This is a genomic window from Rhizobium sp. NPDC090279 (genome assembly GCF_044769665.1).
GTDB lineage: Bacteria > Pseudomonadota > Alphaproteobacteria > Rhizobiales > Rhizobiaceae > Rhizobium.
In genome coordinates this window covers 17991-37710 of the sequence record NZ_JBIVYI010000014.1, presented here as the reverse complement: position 1 = coordinate 37710, position 19720 = coordinate 17991, and the positions used below count along the sequence as shown (strand labels likewise).

Below are 19720 nucleotides of genomic sequence, written 5' to 3'. Positions count from 1 at the left end.
GGTTCAGCGAACCGTGTAGCCGCCGTCGACCGGAAGCGCGTGCCCAATAACGAAGGTCGAAGCCGAGCTGGACAACCAGAGGACGGCGTCGGCGATCTCTTCTGCCCGGCCCAGTCGCCCGATCGGCACGTCCTTCATCATCAGGTCCATGGCCTCGGGTTGGGTTTCGAGCATGCCAGTGACCATCGGCGTCGCGATGATGCCGGGGCAGATGGCGTTGATTCGGATTCCTTTCGGCGCGTATTCCAGACCGGCGCTTCTCGTCAGCCCTACCACGCCGTGCTTAGACGCATGGTAGATGCCTCGCTCGGCGATGCCGACAAGCCCGCCGAGTGAAGAGTTGTTGACGATCGTTCCGCTTCCCTTTTCGCGCATGTGCAGCAGTTCACACTTCATGCAGTTCCAGATACCGCGCAGGTTGACGCCCATGACGAAGTCGTAATCGTGGGGATTGGCGAGCGCCGTTTCGGCGACGGGACTCTGGACACCCGCATTGTTGAACGCCGCATCGAGCCCTCCGAAGGTCTCGATTGTCTTTGTCACCATCGCTTCAACGTCGGCCAGGTCGGCGACGTCGCAGCGGATGCCGATGACCTTGTGTCCCTCGGTCGCCAGCGCAGTCGCAGCGGCTTCCACCGCTTCCTTATTGACGTCAGCAAGCACAACAGAGGCGCCAGCGGAGGCAAACGCCTTCGCCGTGGCAAGGCCCATGCCCGATGCAGCTCCGGTGACGAGAGCCACCTTGTTTTCGAAGTTGAATGTCATGCCATTTTTTCCCTGTTTGTTGATTGAGTGGAGCTCGGCCGACGGCCGCCACTTCGTCAAAGGTCGCATCAGCCCTGATACTGGTCGTCCGTCACGTGCTCTAACCAGTCTGCCACCTTGCCGTCGATGTGCTCCTGCACGGCGATGTGCGTCATTGCAGTTGTCGGCGACGCGCCATGCCAATGCTTCTCGCCTGGCGGAAACCAGACGACGTCGCCGGGCCGGATTTCCTCAATCGGACCACCCTCGCGCTGCACGCGGCCGAAACCGGCGGTCACGATCAGGGTCTGCCCAAGCGGGTGCGTGTGCCAGGCAGTACGAGCGCCGGGCTCGAAGGTGACTGCTGCTGCCGAACCGCGACGTGCTTCATTTGCCGCGAACATGGGGTCGACGCGAACGGTGCCTGTGAACCACTCGGCCGGTCCTTTGCCCGACGGCGTGGTGCCAGTTCTGGTGATGTCCATCGTTCAGTCCTTCTGGATTTTCATTTCCGCCAAGAAGATAGGGCCAATCATTCAGAACAAATATACGTATAATTCTGCAAAAACTTATGGGTCTGTCGCATGAATTCGTGATATGCGTGCCGTGAAGGACGTTTGGAGAGCCGGAATGCTGCGCGAGAATGTCAATGATCTGCTGTCTTTTCTCGTGGTCGCCCGCGAGCGCAGCTTCACCAGAGCCGCTGCGAAGCTTGGCGTCTCACAATCCGGACTCAGTCATACCGTCCGAGATCTTGAGGAGCGCCTCGGCGTCCGTCTCCTGACCCGGACGACCAGGAGCGTCGCACCGACGCCGGAGGGCGAGCATCTCTTGAACACGATAGGGCCTCGCTTCGAGGAAATCGAAGGGGAGCTGTTTTCCCTCACCGACAAGCGAGAGAAGCCGGCCGGCAGGATAAGGATCACCGCCGAGGACTATGCGATCGACTTCGTGCTGTGGCCGAAGCTCCGCAAGGTCTTGCGCGACTATCCCGACATCAAGGTCGAACTCGTGATCGACTATGGCCTGACGGACATTGTCGCCGAACGGTTCGATGCGGGCGTCCGGCTCGGCGAGATCGTCTCGCAGGGAATGATCGCCGTGCGGATCAGCCCCGAACAGCGGATGATTGTCATCGGTTCGCCCGACTATCTGGAACGCAATCCCGCGCCGCGCACCCCGCAGGACCTGACGCGTCATCAATGCATCAACCTTCGCTTGCCGACCCGCGGCGGTCTCTATGCTTGGGAGTTCGAGAAGGACGGCCAGGAGATGCGCGTACGCGTCGACGGTCAGATGACCTGCAACGGCATCACACAGATCAAGTCGATGGCCATCGATGGGTTCGGATTGGGCTTCATACCGGACGGATTGGCAGCGCCCGAAATCGAGGCGGGGAAGTTGGTGCAGGTATTGGGCGACTGGTGCCCGCATTATCCGGGCTATCACCTCTACTACCCAAGCCGCCGTCAATCGTCGGCAGCGTTCAATATCGTCGTCGACGCGCTGCGGGAGCGCGGCTGAAGCCGCGTCGGCCACCGGTCAGGCCTTGATCCTTGGTGGTAGAACCGGGCATGAATCCATGACGATTGGTCACGTCTGTGGCTTCTCGAAGACGTCCTTAAAGACAGGCACTGCAGACATCACGTTTGGCCAACCCGCAAAGACGGTCAGGTGCGTGAGCACTTCCGACGCCTCGTCCTGGCTCAATCCGGCGTTCATAGCCCGGTTGAGGTGATAGGTGATCTGGGCCACCTGACCAGATGCGATGAGTGCGGTGACCGTGATCAGGCTGCGGTCGCGCGGCGCAAGACCCGGACGCAGCCACAAGTCCTTGAACAGCACGCCGTTCGTATAGTCGACGACGCCCCTGGAGGGCGGACTGACATTCTGTTCGACGCCTTGAGCACGCGGCGTATCTGTCGCCTCGTCAAGCGGAAGTGGCTTCGGCGATGCTTCCGGGATCTGGCCGGCGCCGATCCCGCGGGCGACGAATATCTGCCTGGCAACGGCCACCGCGCCGGTCGCATTGATTTCCACCTAGAACAGATCCCCATTTTCATTTGGTGCTGATCCATTCAGTTGCTTTGAACCTTGATGAACTACAGTGGTTCATCCATAATCGTTGTGAACCAGGGAAGGTTTGATCATGACTGCATTCACCGTACGTGTTTCAGATGAAACGGCTAGTAAACTCGACCAGATCGCGGAAAAGCTTGATCGCTCGCGATCTTACATGGCAGCCCAGGCGATCGAGGACTACGTTGCTCGCGAGGAGTGGCAAATTGCCGAAATCGAGGCTGGGTTGGCTGAAGCCAGCCGAGGCGACTTCGCCAGCGGCGGCGAGGTGGCGAAAGTCATTGGAAAATACATCAAGTCTGCTCATACATCATGAGCGGAAAGCCTATCCGATGGACGAAAAGAGCACTGCGGCGGCTTGATGGGATTGGCGCACATATCCAGAAGGATAATCCGGATGCCGCTGCACGGGTGGTCGCGCGAATCGTGTCGGCAGTAGACATGCTTGCCGAGTTTCCCGCAACAGGTCGCGTTGGTCGCATCCACGGCACGCGCGAACTGGTGCTGACGGATATCCTCTACATTATTCCTTACCGTGTCGAGCAAGACGTAGAGATTCTCACGGTCATGCATGCTCATCAGCGATGGCCTTCAGGGTTTTAGGCTTTTACCTTGAGCTCCAGACCGACGCGGGCGATGTCGGTTAGTATCCTTTCAAGAGCTTTATGTTTTTCGCCGTTTCCATTCGAAAATTTGGCAGCGGTTCGCAAGGAACGATGTCAAAGCGAAGAACTGTGCGGATGCGCTCCGGTTCGAGCATATTCAATTCATTGGAAAGGGCGCGAAAGATTGTCCGCGCCCAGTTTATCATCGCAACTAGCTCCAGGCGTGAAGCGGTGGTTTTTCCCCGTTCAGGAAATATTTGCCGAGGATGGCGTATTTCCACCGTACCGGATCGTGCAGCGTATGAGTGCGCGCGTTGCGCCAATGTCGGTCGAGATTATGTTCGGCGAGTGTCGAGCGGGTGCCTGCCAATTCGAACAGCTTGTTGGTGGCGGCAATGGCGATTTCCGTGGAGAGGATCTTCGCTTCGGCTGTGACAATCTGCGCCTCGGCCACGGTCTCTTCAGTCGGATCGGCCACCGCCCGATCGATGGCGTAGCCAGCCCTTTCAAGCAGTGCCTGGGCTGCATGCAGGCGCAGGGTCAGATCGCCGACCGCCTGGATCGTATACGGGTCGTCAGAGGCACGCTCGAGCCCGCTGTCCACCCAAGCGCGGCTCTTCGTGCGCACGAAATCGATCGTCTCGTCGATTGCGGCTTGCGCAATGCCGGTATCGACCGCAACCTGGATGATCTGGAAAATGGCGCCGTCCGCGGTCGGCTTATCATAGCCTTTATAGCCCGGCACCAGATGCGTCTTGGGTACCTTGACGTCGTCGATAATCACCGTGCCGGAAAGCGTCGTGCGCTGGCCGAAGCTCGACCAGTCGTCGATGACGGTAAGCCCCGGTGCGCCGCGGTCGGCAATCGCGTACCAGGCGCGGCCTTCGTCATCGAGTGCGACAATCGGCACCAGATGGGCAAGGAGTGCGCCTGAGGAATAGAATTTCTGCCCCTTGACGATCACATGGTCGCCGGCGTCGGTAAACTTGGTCTCGAAATCGACGGCCCGCTTGGAACCAAACTCGGAAAACGCGTTGCCGAAACGGGTCCCCTTCAGCACCTCGTCAAACAGCAGCTTCTGCTGTGCCTCATCGGAGACGGTGCGGATGGCGGCGACGACGCCCAGATGGTTTTGGGCGACCTGGCCGATGGATGAATCGGCCGCCGAGATGATCTCGATCACCTTTGCGAGCGTGGCGTAGGAAACCTCTGGCCCATCGAACTTTTTCGGGACGTTGATCGACCACAGCCCGCTTTGGGAAAAGGCGTCGAGTTCGGCCGCCGGCCAAATCCGCTCACGATCGCGCTTGGCGGAATCCTTGATAAACTCAGTCGCCAGTTTCTTGGCGACGGCGATTGCCTCGGCGTCGTTCTTGATGATGTGAGCTGGCTCGGCTGGCCTTGCGACCGGTGGAACCGCTTTGGCGGCGTTGTCGGTCTTCACTTGCGAAATCGTCATGTCAAACTCTCCTCTTCAGTTGTGATGGGTTTGGGGATTGATTGCGGGGAGCAGGGGTGCGAGGTGGTCGCTGGCTGCCGCTTTGCGGCCGAGATAGAGGTCTTGCACCTCTTTGCGTTGGCGCAGATCTGCGGCTGTCCCGTTGATGGCTGTGACACCGTTTTCGAGGATCGTGGCACGATCTGCATATTTCAGCGCGATGGCCGAGTTCTGTTCGGCGACGAGAATGGAGAGCCCTTCCTCTTCATTCAGGCGGCGCAAGGTCCGAAAAATGTCCTGGACGACAAGCGGCGCCAGACCCATTGAAGGCTCGTCGAGGACGAGCAGTCGCGGCCGTGACATCAGCGCGCGGCCGATCGCTGTCATCTGCTGTTCACCGCCGGAGGTAAGCCCCGAGGTCACGCGGCGCTTTTCCTTGAGGCGCGGGAACCAGGCGTAGATCTTTTCGAGATCGACGGCGATTTCAGAGCGTGTCGCACTACGGCCAAGCCCACCGGAGATCAGGTTCTCCTCCACGGTCAAACTACGGAAGCAATGGCGGCCTTCGAGCACCTGCACGAGCCCGGCGCGAACAAGTGCCGCTGGGCTTGTCGTCGTCACATCGATTTCGCCGAAGCGAACATGTCCCGCAGCGATCTGGCCGCGTTCGGCCGGCAGAAGGTTGGAAATGGCTTTGAGCGTCGTCGTCTTGCCGGCACCATTGGCGCCGAGCAGGGCGACGATCTCGCCGCGCTTGACGGTGAGGCTCACCGCGCTCAGCGCCCTGATTGTATGGTTGTAGGTTGCCTTCACGCCTTCGACGCTGAGCAGGATATCCGCATCGACCATATGACTTTCCTCGGATTTGTCGCAGACCGGACCGAACCCTGGCGACATGCTTGCCGCCAGGGTTCGGCTTGCCGCCAATCAGTTGGTGGCGGCTTCCGCGTCTTGGGAGGTACGCAGCTTGATGCCTTTCTCCTTGGCATAGGCCTCGGACGACTTTTCGATAATAGGACGTAAGAGAGCCCAATCCGGCGCGATCCAATCGGAAACCACCTTCCATTTCTTGCCGTCCCATTGCTGGAAGGTCACGTAGCCATTGCCCTCGTGATTGTCCCAGGTGACATTGATGGAGTGGAACAGATCCTTGGCGCCCAGCGCCTCGACGCGGGCCGGATCAAGCCGCAAATGCTCGAAGCCCCAACGCACCTCGTCTCCGGTCAGCGTTCGCTTGCCGAACTTCTCCTGTGCGATGCGGATTGCCTCGACGTTCAGAATGCCGTTGACGATGCCGAGATTGTGATAGACGGAACCGATACGGCTCTTGTCCTCGAGATTGCCCTTGCCCTGGTCATACAGCGTCTTGACGATCTCCTTGACGACCGGATATTCGGCGCCCGAGGCTTGGGTGGTAATGGCGGTGTAGCCCTTTGCCGCTTCGCCGGCAGGGATGACGTCTTCCTCGGAGTTCGACCAGACATTGCCGATGATGTGATCGACCGGGTAGCCGACCTTGACGGCCGTCTTAAGGGCGACAGGGTTCATCACGCCCCAGCCGCGCAATACGACATAATCAGGCTTTGCCCGGCGGATCGTCAGCCATTGCGACTGTTGCTCGTTGCCGGGATGGGGAACCTCGATCTGCTGCAGGTCGAAGCCGTATTTCTTCGACAGGAGTTCGTAGATCGGGATGGTTTCCTTGCCATAGGGCGAGCCGTGGTAGAGGACCACGATCTTCTTACCCTTGAGATTGTCCAGCCCGCCGAGCTTGGAGGCAATGTAGTTCACGATGCCGGACGTTTCGCTGTAGGGATTGAGCAGCAGCGGGAACACGTAAGGGAAGACGCGGCCATCGGTGGAATCGGTGCGGCCATGATTGATCGTGATCAGCGGCACCTTGTCCTGGGTGATGCGGTCGATCATTGCATAGGCGATGCCGACGGACAGCGGGTTCCACGCCGCGGCGTTCGGATGGCTTTTCTGTCGCTCGTAGCATTCGACGCCGCGCTCGACTTCGTATTGGGTTTCGCATTCGTCCCAGGTGAGCTTGACGCCGTTCACACCGCCGTCGCGCGTGTTGATCAGGTTCAGATAATCGATGAAGCCGCCGAAGAAGCCGGTGCCACCAGCCGCGTATGGGCCGACACGATAGCTTTGCAGCGGAAAATACTGCTCGTCGGCGTGTGCGGCGGGAAGTGCGATGGAGAAGCCGATCCCGGCGGCGAGCGCCGCGATCTTGAGTTTGCTGAAGAATGTCATTTCTGGATACACTCCGGGTGATGGCCGGCGAGATGACCGGACCTGCATTGATCGAAAATGGATTTCTTGCTTTTGGGAGCACGCGCTCCGGGTTCAGTTCAGCGCCGTGTCAGAGCGCTGCCGATTCGTCTTATGTTTCCGTCCCAGAGAGCGACGAGGCCGTCCGGTTCGAGAATGAGAAAGAGGATGATCAGGCTGCCGAGCACGATACGCTGGCTCATGTCGAGCACGCCGGAATCAAAGATGTCGCCGAGAAAGAATGCGCCCAATCGCGACAGGAAGAGCGGAAACACGACGATCAGTGCCGCCCCGAGAAAGGCACCGCGGATGGAGGCGAGCCCACCGATAATGATGATGAACAGCACCTGAAACGAGCGATCGAGGTTGAAACCCGCCGGCTCCACGGTGCGCAGATAGGTAAAGGCCCAGAGCACGCCGGCAACGCCGATGATGAAGGAGGAAATCGCAAAGGCCAGCAGCTTGGTCTTCAAGACCGGCACGCCGATGATGCGGGCCGCCGTCTCGTTGTCACGCACTGCGATGAAATTCCGCCCTGTCTGGGATGACACCAACCGCAGCGCCAGAAATGTCAGCACCGTGACGACTGTCAGCGCGAAGAGATAGCGGCCGATCGCGTCATCCAAGGTGAGGCCGCCGATGCGAAGCGGCGGTGCGTCGATTACGCCCGAGGCGGAGTCGTTGGAAAACCAGCTGAACTTGGTCAGTCCCCATTGCACGAAGAATTGTGCCGCGAGCGTCGAGACCGCAAGGTAGAAGCCTTTGAGCCTCAGGCTCGGCAGGCCGAAGATGATGCCGATTGCCGCGGCCGACAGACCCGCGAGCACGATGCTTGCGATCAGCGGCAGTCCCTCGACGCGCAGATTGAAATTATAGGCACCGAAGGCGCCGACCGCCATGAAGGCGGCACTGCCGAGCGAGACCTGCCCGGCATAGCCGGTCAGGATGTTCAAACCGACGCCGGCAAGGCTGAGCGCCAGGAACGGCAGCAGGATCGCTTCGAAGAGATAGTTTGTGCCGACGAGCGGGACGACGAGGTAGGCGACGGCAAGAAGGGCTGCCGGTGCGAGCCAGCGCGGAAGCATCTGGGTGCGGCCAAGATCATGTGTGATGGACGCCATGGTTCAGACCCTTTCGACGAGCTTCTGGCCAAACAGGCCCGAGGGACGGATGAGCAGGAAGGCGAGCGCCACGACATAGGCAAACCAGCTCTCGATCCCGCCGCCGAAATAGTCGCCGATATAGACCTCGGCGAGCTTCTCGCTTGCTCCAATGAGCAGTCCGCCGACGATGGCTCCGGCAACGGAGTCAAAACCGCCCAGCACCAGGACCGGCAGCGCTTTCAGGACGACCAGCGACAGCGAGAACTGAACGCCAAGGCGCGCGCCCCAAAGGAGCCCCGCCACCAGCGCCACCAGACCTGCAGTCGCCCAGACCGTGGCCCAGATCCAGGGCAGACGCAGACCGACGGCAAGGGCTGCGAACTGATCGTCGGCGACGGCACGGAAGGCGAGACCGACGCGGGTATAACGGAAAAAGATCGACAGCAGCGCCACCATGATGGCCGCCACCGCTGCTGCAAAGATGTCGAACTGGCTGATGAGCACGCCGCCGACGTCGAAGGGAACGTCGTCGATGCCGAGATCAAGGCCATGCACCTGCGTCCCCCAGATCAACTGCGCAGCACCCTCGATGATGTAAGAGAGGCCAAGCGTGGCCATGAACAGCGTGATGGGCGGCTTATTGGTGAGCGGCCTCAACACGATGCGTTCGATAGCAATGCCGATGATGACCATCAGCGCAAAGGTGAGCGCGAGCGCCAGCGCAAACGGCACGCCTTTCTCGACCAGGCTGACAAAGGTAAGGGCGGCAAAAAGCAGGAGTGCCCCTTGAGAGAAATTGAGCACGCCGGAGGTCTTGTAGATCAGGACGAAGCCGATCGCGACAAGCGAATACATGACGCCCGACAGCAGTCCGCCGACAAGCACCTCTATGAAAAAAAGCCAATCGAAGTCCGCCATCAGATTCCCGCTCCGTCTTCGTTTTCGGCAGCCACGCCCAGATAGGCATCGATGACGCGCCGATCGGCCCGCACCTCTTCCGGGGTGCCGTCGGCGATCTTGCGGCCGTAGTCGAGCACGGCGACCCGATCCGACAGTTCCATCACGAGGCCGATGTCGTGCTCGATCAGAATGATCGTGGTGCCATGGGCTTTCCGGGTAGCCTGCACGAAGCCGGCCATTTCCTGCTTTTCGGTTGCCGTCATGCCGGCCATCGGCTCGTCCAGAAGCAGAATATTCGGCTCCGCAACCAGCGCCCGGGCAAGTTCGACCCGCTTCTGCAGCCCGTAGGGCAGGGTGCCGGCAAGCCGGTCTGCGACATCGTCAAGATGCAGGAAGGAAAGGATCTGCCGTGCGCGCTCGCGGGCATCCGCTTCTTCCCGGCGCGCAGTGCCGATCCGCGCGATCTGGCCGATGAAGCTTGAGCGGACGGTATGAGCCCGACCGGAGACGACATTGTCGAGGACGCTCAGGCCTTTGAAAAGGGCAAGGTTCTGAAATGTCCGGGCAATACCGAGGCGTGCAAGCTTCGCGGTTGGGACATTGCCATAACGTTTTCCAGCGATCCGGACATGGCCCCGATCAGGCCGATAGACGCCGCTGATGACGTTGACGAGCGAGCTCTTTCCGGCACCGTTCGGCCCGATGATGGCGCGGATTTCGCCGCGTTCGACGCTGAGATCGATATCGGCGAGAGCTGAGACGCCGCCAAAGGAAAGGCTGACGTCATCAAGCGCAAGCAGAACGTCTGCAGACGTAATCGCCGCGTTGGCCGCCGAACGGGTATGAGCTGCGGTCTCGATACGGCGGCCCTGGGGTTCCGGCAGAGGAGGGGATGTGTCGACCCCTCTAAGCGCGTAGGTCATTGCGTCTATGTCCTTCCCTCTCGCGATCCCTCACGGCATTCATTGGCTGATGAGGCACAGGTTCCCGTCGGAGCCTTCAAGGTTCCGCCATGCGTCGCCGATTGCGGGCTACTCTTGCGGCCCGCTTCTCTCGGCATGTCTATTCTGCGGCGACCGGTTGAGCGGCCTGCGCCGCTTCCAGTTCCCGGACCAGCGGAATGACGTGCTTGCCGAAATACTCCACCTCCTCCTGGAAGTGCAGGAAGCCAAGCAGGATCAGGTCGGCGCCGGCCTGCTTCAACCGGATGATGCGTTCCGCCACCTGCTGCGGCGTGCCGATCAGATTGGAACGGAAGCCGTCATTGTATTGCACGAGATCCTCGAAGCTGGATTTCGCCCAGTTGCCCTCACCTTCGGGGGAGGCCTTGCCGGCGTTCTTCACCTCGTGACCGAAAGCCTTGACGGCGTCGGGATTGGCCTTCTCGACGATCTCGGCAAGCACTGACTTTGCCTCTTCCTCGGTATCGCGGACGATGGCAAAGGCGTTGACGCCGATGCGGACGTGATGGCCGTTGGCCTTTGCCTTGGACTGGATGTCGTCCACCTGCCTGGCGATCTCTTCGGGCGTATTGCCATTGGTGAAATACCAGTCGGACACCCGCGAAGCCATGTCACGCGCGGCGCGCGACGAGCCACCCTGGAAGATTTCCGGCTGCGGATCGATCGGCTTCGGCTTCAGCGCGTAATCGGTGAAACGATAGAAATCGCCGCGGAAGGTGAAGCTGTCCTCCGTCCAGATGCCGCGCAACGCACGGATAAACTCTTCGGAGCGACGATAGCGCTCGTCGTGATCGAGCCAGGGTTCGCCGATGGCATGGAATTCGCCGCGGAACCAGCCGCTGACGATATTGACCGCGACGCGGCCATTGGTGAGATGGTTGATCGTCGCGATCTGCTTGGCCGCCAGCGCCGGCGTCCAAGGACCGGGCAGGATCGCGGCAATCACCTTCAGCGTTGTCGTCGCCTCCAGAAGCGAATGACTGAAGGAAACGGATTCATGCTGATACTCAGCACCATATCCGGCCGTAAATCGGATCTGGCTCAGCGCATAGTCGAAACCGCTCGCCTCGGCGATCTGCGCAAGCTTTCTGTTGTAGTCGATCGTCCAACTCGTGCGCTGCTCGATGTTCGAGATCACCAATCCGCCGGACACGTTCGGCACCCAATAGGCGAATTTCAGGGCGTCATTATTTGCACGCGACATTAGGTTTCCCCTCTTTCGTAGAACAGACCGCTCAGGCTTGCTTCAGGCAATTGCTGGCAAGAGATGTGATGGGCTGTCAGCGCTCCGCCTCACCGAAGGCAAAAGCTCGCTAAGTTCGTCGACAGCACGCTCGATGCGCCGGCGTATGGCCGGATTGGTCAGCGCATAATCGGTGAAATCAGACTCGACTGCGTAAATCCCGGTTGGCACGGTCAAGGCGCCGAAGAAGCCGAGTAGCGGCCGAAGCTGGTGTTCGATTATGAGCCCATGCATCGGTGTTCCGCCGGTGACGGCCAGAATAACCTTCTTTCCAGCAAGCGCCCGGTAGTCGACGAGATCAAAAAGATGTTTAAGCGCGCCGGTATAGGACGCTCGATAGACAGGTGAGCCGACCACCAGCACATCTGCCGTTTCGACATGTTGGATGATAGCCCGTCCCTGCGCATCAAGCTGATCAACTCGAAGAGCGCGGAACAGGATCGGCGCGGCATCCACCAAATCCAGTCGACCGGTCCTAACGCCGAGCTGGCTCTCAATCGCTTCCATGATCAGCTCCACAAGACGAGTCGTCCGTGAAGGGCGTCGAATGGCGCCAGAAATACCAAGCACAGTCATGCAAACCCCTCAATTCTCATGATATAGTCTATAGATTTTATAGTTTATCGAACAAATCTGTCCCAAAGTTTCGTGATTCTGGGAAAAGATGATCCGCAAATGTTGGCTGATACGAATGAGTCCAATCGACCGAAATCGTAGCCTGAGCTGCCAGGCCGGAATTTAACCCGTCCTGACGGGCGATAATCCAAGGACTTTGGGATTTGGTTTGTTTGTCTGAAGTTCGATTCCCCTCAAGAGCGTCATTTACAACTCGTCGAGAAGCGCGGTGGCAAAATGTAACGTCGAGCTAGGAGGTTCAGCCAAGCACTGGTTCATTGGTGCAAATTCGCGAGCGCGTCTGCAATTTCTTCTTCTTGCAATTTGTCATCCAGATACCAGCTAATCGTATCGTAGATGCCGAGAAACGAGCCACTTATTTTTTCGATAATAGCTTCGGTCTCTTCAGCCGAAAAGCCAAGCTTATCGCCTATCAGGTTGCGTAGAACCCGCTCCGCGCTGGGATCAGACAGTACTTCGGCGGGTGTCGAGGCGGGTGACAATTTTCGTGCCGGCCTGGTATCCGGTCGGCAGTAAAGTTCGGCCGTCTGTCTGATATCGCGCGAGGACGCGCCGACTTCGATAGCGAAGGCCTTGGCACGCAGAACCCAAAGCCCTTCTGCAGGATCGTAGTGACAGAAATCCCTGCGGGAGAGCGTGAATGTGACGGTTTTTGCCTCCTCTGGCTTCAGATCGACTTTTGTAAAGGCTTTCAATTCTCGCAAAGGCCGGGCTAGATCAGGCTCGATCGGCCGGATGTAGAGTTGCACGATTTCCTTGCCCTGGCGGGCGCCGGAATTACGAAGAGTGAATGCAACTTCGCAGACATCATCCGCGCCTATGTCCTGGCGATCCAGGGATAGTGTCTCATAGGAAAACTGGGTGTAGCTGAGACCATGACCGAAGGGGAATAATGGCTCAAGCTTTTTCCGATCATAGAAACGGTAACCGACGAATATTCCTTCGCTGTAGACATGGTGGCGGTTTTCTCCGGGATAGCTATGCCAGCCCGGGATATCCTCGATCCTTACGGGCATCGTCGCACTGAGCTTGCCACAGGGATTTTGTTCGCCGAAGATGATCTGAGTGATCGCTTCGCCACCGCCCTGACCTGGGTAGAAGGCGGCAAGCACCGCATCGACGTCGCGGAGCCAGGGCATGGCGACGGCGTCCGGCATCGACAGCACCACGATGACTGCGTGGTTTGCTGCGGCGAGGGCGGCGATTGTCGTATTCTGCCATGGCTCCAGCTCAAGGCTGTCGCGATCGTTACCTTCGCCGTTGCGGCTCTTGGCGTTCTCTGCGAAGACGATGATCGTGTCGGCTCCGGCGCAATCGGCCAGGATATTCGCCACTGTTTCGTTTTCTTGCCCCTGCGCGAACGCCGGAGATCGAATGTGATCCATGCGCAGCGATGCGCCGCTTCGCGCTCTCAGCCGTTCGATCGGTAGATCGACGCGGTAAGGATTAGTGGTCGCCGATCCGGAACCTTGGATCTGCGGATGGATCGCGCCATCGCCGATGACGACGATCCGGTTCAGTCGGGCCGGGTCGAGCGGAAGGACATCGTCACGATTCTTGAGAAGCACGATTGATTCCGCAGCGATCCGCCGGGCGAGTTGATGATGGGTCTCCAGATCGACCGGGGCAGATGGTTGTGCTGTAGAGCACTTGCGAACCAGGTTGAGAACGCGCCGGCAAGCGTCATCCAGCCTTGCGCGATCGGCGTGACCGGATTTCAGGGCGGCGAGCAGCCTTCTCTTGCGCGGCGCGCTTTCCGGCATGTCGAGGTCGCAGCCGGCGGCGATTGAGGCCACACGATCCTTGATGGCATGCCAGTCGGAAACGACAAGGCCCTCATAGCCCCATTGCCGGCGCAGCACGTCGGTCAGCAGCCACGCATGTTCCGAGGCTTGCACGCCGTTGATCGGGTTATAGGCGCTCATCACCGTCCACGGATTGCTCTTGGCGATCGCGCGCTCGAAGCCGGCAAGATAGATTTCGCGAAGCGCCCTCTCGTCGACATCCGAACTCATCGTGGTGCGATCGAGTTCCGAATTGTTGCAGGCGAAGTGCTTGAGCGAGGTCCCCACGCCCCGATCCTGCAATGCATTGATGAGGGCGGCGGCCAGCTCGCCGTTGATGACTGGATCTTCCGAATAATATTCATAGGCGCGGCCGGCAAGCGGCGTGCGCCGAGTATTGATGCCGGGCCCGAGCAGCAGGCGCACGCCCATGCTCAGGCATTCCGCCGCCAGGGCGTCGCCCACGCGCGCTGCCAGCTCCACATCCCAGGAGCAGCCGAGGAGATTGCCGTTCGGAAAGCAGGTGGCCGGCCGGGTAGAGCCGAACATGTTATCGTCGGCCTGCTGGTTCACCAACGCCTGAAACGCCGCGAGATCGTTTTCATCGCTATCACCCGCTTCGATCTGTGTCGTGGAATATCGGACGCCATAGGTGCCGTCGGTCATGACGATCGATACGATGCCGAGCTTCTCAATGGCGGCCGTCTTCCACAATCCGCGCCCGCTGATAAGGTCTACCTTTTCTTCGTCGCTCAGGTGCTCGACCAGTTCGGCGCTGTTCAACTCGCTATGTTCTCCCATGGTCTTCATCCGTGGCTGTGTCGGAGTCTTCGGCGTATCAGCTGATCTTGCGCAGCAGTTCGGTCAGCATGACGCGCTCGGCATAGCTGAGAGGCCCGAGTGTTTCCCGCGAAATATCCGCGGCGACGGCGAGATTGCGATCGACGATGCCTTCGCCCTCCTCCGTCAGGGTGAGGACAAGCCTGCGGGCGTCCGTCGGATCGGGCGCGGTTTTGACAAGATCGCGTTTCGCAAGCCGGTCGACCACGCCCTTGATGGTGGCCATGTCCATTGCGGTCTCTCGGCCAAGCTTGCCCTGGGAGGAGGGCTGAAGATCGCGCAGCTTGACGAGTGCTGCCCATTGCGTCGTTGTCAGCTTCTCCATCATCAGGTTCGTGAAGATCGCGACATGTCGCTGGTTGGCCTGGCGCAGAAGGAAGCCAATCTGCTCGCCGAGCGCATAGTCCGACATGCCGGCTCTTTCCGTGGGCTGGGTATTTGCTGCCTGGTCGTTGGTTTCGTCCGGTCTCTTATCCATCTTCCCCCCGCATCGTCGCTGCACCTCTCCGGCGCGGCGTTTTCAAGAATTAAGGTCTTGTGCCCAGTTGTCGAGAATGGCCTGCGTCGACATGAGTGAGATCTGCTCCGGCAACCGCGGCGCGAGGACGTCAAGAACGGCCTTGTGGGCTCGGTCATCCGCACTGGCGAGGGCGTCGGTCGCAAGGATGACCTCATAGCCAAGATCGATCGCCGCCATCACGCTCGCATAAACGCAGACATCGGACTCGATGCCCGAAAAGATCAGCGTGCCGACTTGCTCGTGCTCGAGCCGCCGATGCAGGTCCGTCCCGGCGAATACGGAATAGCCAAGCTTGTCGAACATGTTTGCTTCGTTCGCCAGCGGCAACAGCTGTTCGACGAGATTGTGCAGCGCCGGATCGTGCCATGGACCGGTTATCATCGACCAACGCTGATAATATCCTTGCCAACTTCCTTCCGCCGCCTCCGCCGTCCGCGGAACGATGAAGCGGGCAAAGAGCGTGTGGGAACGCAGAGCCGTGCTTAGCCGCACGACGTTCGGCAAAATCGATGCCAGCGCTGGCGTGTGCCACGCCGTCTTCTCCGCGAAAAGGCGCTGCATGTCGATTACGACATGCCGGAAGTTCGATGCCCGCTTGTGCGCCCCCATCGTGTCAATCCGCGAGCGCGACGGTATGTTCGGGAGACCAGGAAAGCGTCACGGTCTCGCCCTGCCGTAGCAGTTGGCCGTCTCGGTTCTGTGCGAAAAGCTTCAGCGCAAGGCCATCGACTGTTTCCAGCATGTAGGACAGCACCGCACCAGCATAGATGACGGTGGTGATCCGGGCTGAGATTCTGTTGGTCCCCGTGTCGGGCGCGGTGGACATCTTTTCCGGGCGTACCGCGAGCGTCACCTTACTTCCGGTGACCGGAAGCGTGCTTGTGGTTTGGACGACGGCGCCGTTGTCGAGCCGCACCGCACCTGCCTCGACCGTGCCGGCCAGGAAGTTGGAGTCACCGAGAAATTCGGCGGCAAAGCGCGTACGCGGCTGCTCGTAGACCGTAGCCGGGGCGCCGATCTGCACGATCCGGCCCTTGTCGAGAATGGCGACATTGTCGGAAAGCGTCAGCGCTTCTTCCTGGTCATGGGTGACGAAAATGGTCGTCAGGCCGCTTTCGCGCTGGATACGCAGAAGTTCGACCTGCATCTCCTGCCGCAGGCGCCGATCGAGAGCCGAGAGAGGTTCATCAAGCAGCAGCACGCTCGGCTTGATGACGATGGCTCGCGCCAGCGCGACGCGCTGCTGCTGGCCGCCGGAGAGCTGCTTGGGAAGGCGATTGCCGAAACCGGGCAGACGCACCATCTCGAGCGCACGCTCCACCTCCTTGCGGGCTGCATCTCCGCGAATGCCGCGCCGCTCGAGCCCGAAGGCAACGTTCTGCGCGATGGTCATATGGGGGAACAACGCATAAGATTGGAACATCATGCCGATGTTTCGTCCCCAAACGGGTATATGCGTTACATCGTTCTTGCCGATCATCACCACGCCCTGATCCGGACGGATGAAGCCGGCAACGATGCGCAGCAATGTCGTCTTGCCGGAGCCAGAGGGTCCGAGCAGGCTGGTAAAGGAACCTTCGCCGAATTCGGTCGTGATGTCGGTCAGGACGGGCGTTGCGCCGAAGCTCTTGGCGACGGACTGGACTTTAACGTTGGTCACGGTTTTCTCCGGGTTTGGCAAAGCGCGCAAAGATCAGGATGGCTGCCATCGAGCCGAGCAGGAGAAGCGTCGAGATGGCGTTTATTTCGGGTGTGAACCCCTTGCGTATTGCCGCATAGATTTGCACCGGCAGGGTCGAATAGCCCGGCGTGGCTAGGAAATAGGAAATGACGAATTGATCCAGCGAGACGGCGAATGCAAAGAGCGCCGCACCGAGAATGCTGGGATAGAGCAGGGGCAGTGTCACGCTGAAGAAGGCATGAACCGGCGTCGAGCCAAGGCTCATGGCGGCCTCTTCCAGGTCGGCACGGACGGTCTTGAAGCCGGTCCCGACCACCAGGACGACATAGGGGATGGCCAGCGCGACATGGCCGATGATCAGCGCATGCATGCCTCTTCCGATGCCGCTCCAATAAAAGAAGATCAACATGGCCGTTCCCGTGATGAGCCAGGGAATGGCAATCGGCGGCAGCAGCATGAGTTGCAGCAGGCTCTTGCCGCGAAAGCTGCGGCGCGAAAGCGCCACGGATGCCATTGTCCCAAGCGTAGTTGCCAGCACCGCGGTGATGATGGCGATAATGATGCTGTTGGCGCCTGCCGTGAGCAGCGTGGTGTTGCTCATCAGCGCCGAGTACCAGCGCGTCGAAAACTTGAATGGAAGCTCGTAAAGCGGGGACTCGTTAAACCCCATGGCCATCATGACCAGGATCGGTGTGTAGAGGAAGACGAGAATGGCGATCAGGTAGGTGCGGCCGAGCAGTTTCATGATGGACCTCCCTTATGCAGCCGTTCCGCGACGCAGGACGCCGGAGAATGTAGCGAATATGGCAAGCACGACAGCGAGCAAGGTAAAGGAAAGCGAAGCGCCGAGCGGCCAGTTGAAAGCCTGGGTAAACTGGTCCTCGATCACGGTGCCCATGGTGACGCCGACACGACCGCCGAGGATGCGCGGCTCCATGAACGAACCGATGACCGGAACGAATGTGAGGATGGCACCGGAAATCAGGCCCGGACCCGCCATCGGCAAAAGGATCTTCCACAGGATGGTCCACCAACGCGCGCCAAGACTTGTGGCGGCCTCGATGATCGCATCGTCGATGGTGACAAGGGCAATGTAGCAGGTCAGGATCATGTAGGGCAGGTAACCGTGCACGAGACCTACAACTATCGCATAACGCGTATAGAGAATGCTGATCGATCCGGCATCAGGGACGATCATATGTAGCAGATTGTCGAGAAAGCCGTTTTCACGCAGCACCATTGTCCAGGAGAAGACGCGCACCAGCCCATTGGTCCAGAACGGCAGGAGAATGAGCACCAGCAGCGTCTCTCGTGCCTTTCCCGCCGTGGCGCGCGCCAGGGCGAGCGCAGCCAGAAAGCCGAGCACGGCGCAGGACAGGGTCGTCCAGAACCCGATCATCAGCGAATTGATGCCGATGCCGATAAGATATGGCTGGTCGATGAAGGCGCGATACTGCTTGAGCGTGAACACGATGGGTTTGTTGCCCATCGGGGTCGCGGTCAGGAAGGAGAAGACAAGCATCGTCAGAAGCGGCAGAAATACCGCCAGCGTCAGCCAGCCGTAGGTGGGCAGCAGCAACGCGGCGGTCGACAGCCACGGCGGCAGTTGACGCCTCGGGCGCGGATCCGGGGATCCGCGCTGAGACGCAAGGTCTACTGTCTTATTCAGCATAGAAGGCTTTCACTTCCTGCCAAAGGTTATTGAAGGCTTCCCGTCGGTCGTCCGGCAACGCGGACATGATGTTCTGCGTCTTTAGATATTCCGGCTTGTGCACCTGGCGGCTGAGATCGGTATCCGGCAGCTTGGCCAGGGCGGCGGAGTTGGCAGACGCCGGGGCGCCGACCTTGGTGGCCCATTCATAATAGAATTCAGGATCGATCAGCCAGTTTGCAAAGGCCAGGGCTCCCGATGCATTCGGGGCGGAAGCAGGCATGCCGATGCCATCGACCCAGCCGACCGGGCCTTCCTTGGGCACCACGAATTCCACCGGCAGCTTCGCGTTACGCTTGCTGCGCACCGAACCGCCCGACCAGAAGACAGCCAGATCAAATTCGCCTGCCGCAAAGCTCTTGTTCCATTGATCCTCCGTCGACCAGAGCAGCTTTACGTTCGGCTTGATGGATTTCAACGCATTCTTGACGGCATCGAGATCCTTGGGGTCGTTCATATCCTGGCCGGTCATCAAGGCGCCAATGCCGACGTTGATGATGGGGTCGTCGTCCATGGCGACACGCCCCTTGTAGGCGGCGTTCGCCAAAGCTGCATAACTATCCGGCTTTGGCGAACCTTCGCGGACGGCGAGGGCCGTCATGCCCCAGAGCCACGGAACGGCGTAGCCTTTTCCATCGTGCGAGAAGTTCGGATTGGCCAGCAGGCTCTTGTCGATGTTTGCCGCATTCGGGACCTTCGAGAAGTCGATCGGCTGCAACAGATCTTCGCTGACCGCCTGAGCGCAACGGGCTGCGTTGAGGATTACCAGGTCGTAGGTTCCCGGATTTGTCCGCAGCTTCGTGAGCATTTCGGATTCGGAACTATAATAGTCGTGCACGACCTTGATGCCCGTCTTCTCCTCGAACTTCTTCAGCGACCATGCTTCATCCGTGCCATAGCCCTGCCAGTTCAAAACGGTGATCTGGCCAGCGGCAAATGCCGCCTTGGGAAGTGCCGGATAGACGGCAGTGGCGACGAGCGCCGATGTGATCAATTTGAATGTCTGGCGTCTTGTTATCTGCTGCATGCTGAAACCCCTCTTCATGGTTTGTTTTGACCTTTCGCCACCCGTTTCCGGCTATTTGCCTTCGGGCGGACTTTGAATGCAGTTCGTAGGTAGTGATGCTGAATTTAATTCGTATACAAATTAAAATACTTCGGAAGATAAGTACCGTTCGGACATAAGAAAACATT

General features: G+C 59.5%; 21 protein-coding genes. 3 read left to right on the top strand and 18 right to left on the bottom strand.

Annotated features, from left to right (window positions below; all coding sequences use genetic code 11):
• Positions 1-3: 3 nt before the first annotated feature.
• On the bottom strand, positions 4-765 hold the full coding sequence (locus tag ACIQWP_RS27955; RefSeq protein ID WP_402794640.1) for an SDR family NAD(P)-dependent oxidoreductase: 762 nt from the start codon (positions 763-765) through the stop codon (positions 4-6).
• A 68-nt stretch (positions 766-833) separates the two neighbouring features.
• Positions 834-1229 (bottom strand): cupin domain-containing protein, encoded by a 396-nt coding sequence (locus ACIQWP_RS27950; RefSeq protein WP_402794638.1) that lies wholly within the window; start codon positions 1227-1229, stop codon positions 834-836.
• 145 nt (positions 1230-1374) lie between these two features.
• Here ACIQWP_RS27950 and ACIQWP_RS27945 point away from each other — a divergent pair, with 145 nt between their 5' ends.
• Positions 1375-2268 carry a LysR family transcriptional regulator gene (locus ACIQWP_RS27945; RefSeq protein WP_402794635.1) on the top strand — a complete coding sequence of 298 codons (894 nt, stop codon included), beginning with the start codon at positions 1375-1377 and terminating at the stop codon, positions 2266-2268.
• A 69-nt stretch (positions 2269-2337) separates the two neighbouring features.
• Here the strand turns inward: ACIQWP_RS27945 and ACIQWP_RS27940 are convergent, their stop codons facing one another.
• Complete coding sequence (locus ACIQWP_RS27940; protein ID WP_402794632.1) at positions 2338-2784, bottom strand: carboxymuconolactone decarboxylase family protein; 447 nt, start codon at positions 2782-2784, stop codon at positions 2338-2340.
• Between the two features lie 106 nt (positions 2785-2890).
• Here ACIQWP_RS27940 and ACIQWP_RS27935 point away from each other — a divergent pair, with 106 nt between their 5' ends.
• Positions 2891-3139, top strand: a complete 249-nt coding sequence (locus ACIQWP_RS27935; RefSeq protein ID WP_402794918.1) for a CopG family ribbon-helix-helix protein — start codon at positions 2891-2893, stop codon at positions 3137-3139.
• Positions 3136-3426: a type II toxin-antitoxin system RelE/ParE family toxin gene (locus ACIQWP_RS27930; RefSeq protein WP_402794629.1), complete on the top strand. Its 291-nt coding sequence runs from the start codon at positions 3136-3138 to the stop codon at positions 3424-3426. Before ACIQWP_RS27935 ends, ACIQWP_RS27930 begins: the two co-directional genes overlap by 4 nt.
• Before the next feature lie 213 nt (positions 3427-3639).
• Here ACIQWP_RS27930 and ACIQWP_RS27925 read toward each other — a convergent pair whose 3' ends face one another.
• The 15 genes from ACIQWP_RS27925 to ACIQWP_RS27855 form a co-directional block, all read right to left on the bottom strand.
• Positions 3640-4887 (bottom strand): SfnB family sulfur acquisition oxidoreductase, encoded by a 1248-nt coding sequence (locus tag ACIQWP_RS27925; RefSeq protein WP_402794626.1) that lies wholly within the window; start codon positions 4885-4887, stop codon positions 3640-3642.
• 15 nt (positions 4888-4902) lie between these two features.
• Complete coding sequence (locus ACIQWP_RS27920) at positions 4903-5715, bottom strand: ABC transporter ATP-binding protein (RefSeq protein WP_402794623.1); 813 nt, start codon at positions 5713-5715, stop codon at positions 4903-4905.
• A gap of 78 nt (positions 5716-5793) precedes the next feature.
• A complete protein-coding gene (locus tag ACIQWP_RS27915) occupies positions 5794-7128 on the bottom strand; it encodes an ABC transporter substrate-binding protein (protein WP_402794620.1) in 1335 nt (444 codons plus the stop codon).
• 98 nt (positions 7129-7226) lie between these two features.
• Positions 7227-8267, bottom strand: coding sequence for a branched-chain amino acid ABC transporter permease (locus ACIQWP_RS27910; protein ID WP_402794617.1), 1041 nt, complete (start codon positions 8265-8267; stop codon positions 7227-7229).
• A gap of 3 nt (positions 8268-8270) precedes the next feature.
• A complete protein-coding gene (locus tag ACIQWP_RS27905; RefSeq protein ID WP_402794614.1) occupies positions 8271-9167 on the bottom strand; it encodes a branched-chain amino acid ABC transporter permease in 897 nt (298 codons plus the stop codon).
• Entirely contained in the window at positions 9167-10072 is a 906-nt protein-coding gene (locus ACIQWP_RS27900) for an ABC transporter ATP-binding protein (RefSeq protein WP_402794611.1), read from the bottom strand. Before ACIQWP_RS27900 ends, ACIQWP_RS27905 begins: the two co-directional genes overlap by 1 nt.
• Positions 10073-10211: 139 nt before the next feature.
• Positions 10212-11315 carry a dimethylsulfone monooxygenase SfnG gene (sfnG, locus tag ACIQWP_RS27895; RefSeq protein ID WP_402794608.1) on the bottom strand — a complete coding sequence of 368 codons (1104 nt, stop codon included), beginning with the start codon at positions 11313-11315 and terminating at the stop codon, positions 10212-10214.
• Positions 11316-11357: 42 nt separating this feature from the next.
• Complete coding sequence (gene msuE / locus ACIQWP_RS27890) at positions 11358-11930, bottom strand: FMN reductase (protein WP_402794605.1); 573 nt, start codon at positions 11928-11930, stop codon at positions 11358-11360.
• 314 nt (positions 11931-12244) lie between these two features.
• Positions 12245-14575: a beta-glucosidase gene (locus ACIQWP_RS27885; RefSeq protein ID WP_402794602.1), complete on the bottom strand. Its 2331-nt coding sequence runs from the start codon at positions 14573-14575 to the stop codon at positions 12245-12247.
• Between the two features lie 37 nt (positions 14576-14612).
• The gene (locus ACIQWP_RS27880) at positions 14613-15092 is read right to left on the bottom strand and encodes a MarR family winged helix-turn-helix transcriptional regulator (protein ID WP_402794599.1); all 480 of its coding nucleotides are present in this window, start codon (positions 15090-15092) and stop codon (positions 14613-14615) included.
• A gap of 42 nt (positions 15093-15134) precedes the next feature.
• Entirely contained in the window at positions 15135-15743 is a 609-nt protein-coding gene (locus ACIQWP_RS27875; RefSeq protein ID WP_402794596.1) for a cysteine hydrolase family protein, read from the bottom strand.
• Between the two features lie 4 nt (positions 15744-15747).
• Positions 15748-16794, bottom strand: coding sequence for an ABC transporter ATP-binding protein (locus tag ACIQWP_RS27870; RefSeq protein ID WP_402794593.1), 1047 nt, complete (start codon positions 16792-16794; stop codon positions 15748-15750).
• Positions 16781-17560, bottom strand: coding sequence for an ABC transporter permease (locus tag ACIQWP_RS27865; RefSeq protein ID WP_402794591.1), 780 nt, complete (start codon positions 17558-17560; stop codon positions 16781-16783). Before ACIQWP_RS27865 ends, ACIQWP_RS27870 begins: the two co-directional genes overlap by 14 nt.
• A gap of 12 nt (positions 17561-17572) precedes the next feature.
• Complete coding sequence (locus ACIQWP_RS27860; protein ID WP_402794588.1) at positions 17573-18487, bottom strand: ABC transporter permease; 915 nt, start codon at positions 18485-18487, stop codon at positions 17573-17575.
• Positions 18477-19553, bottom strand: coding sequence for a PotD/PotF family extracellular solute-binding protein (locus tag ACIQWP_RS27855; protein ID WP_402794585.1), 1077 nt, complete (start codon positions 19551-19553; stop codon positions 18477-18479). The genes ACIQWP_RS27860 and ACIQWP_RS27855 overlap by 11 nt, the downstream gene beginning before the upstream one ends.
• Between the last annotated feature and the right edge of the window lie 167 nt (positions 19554-19720).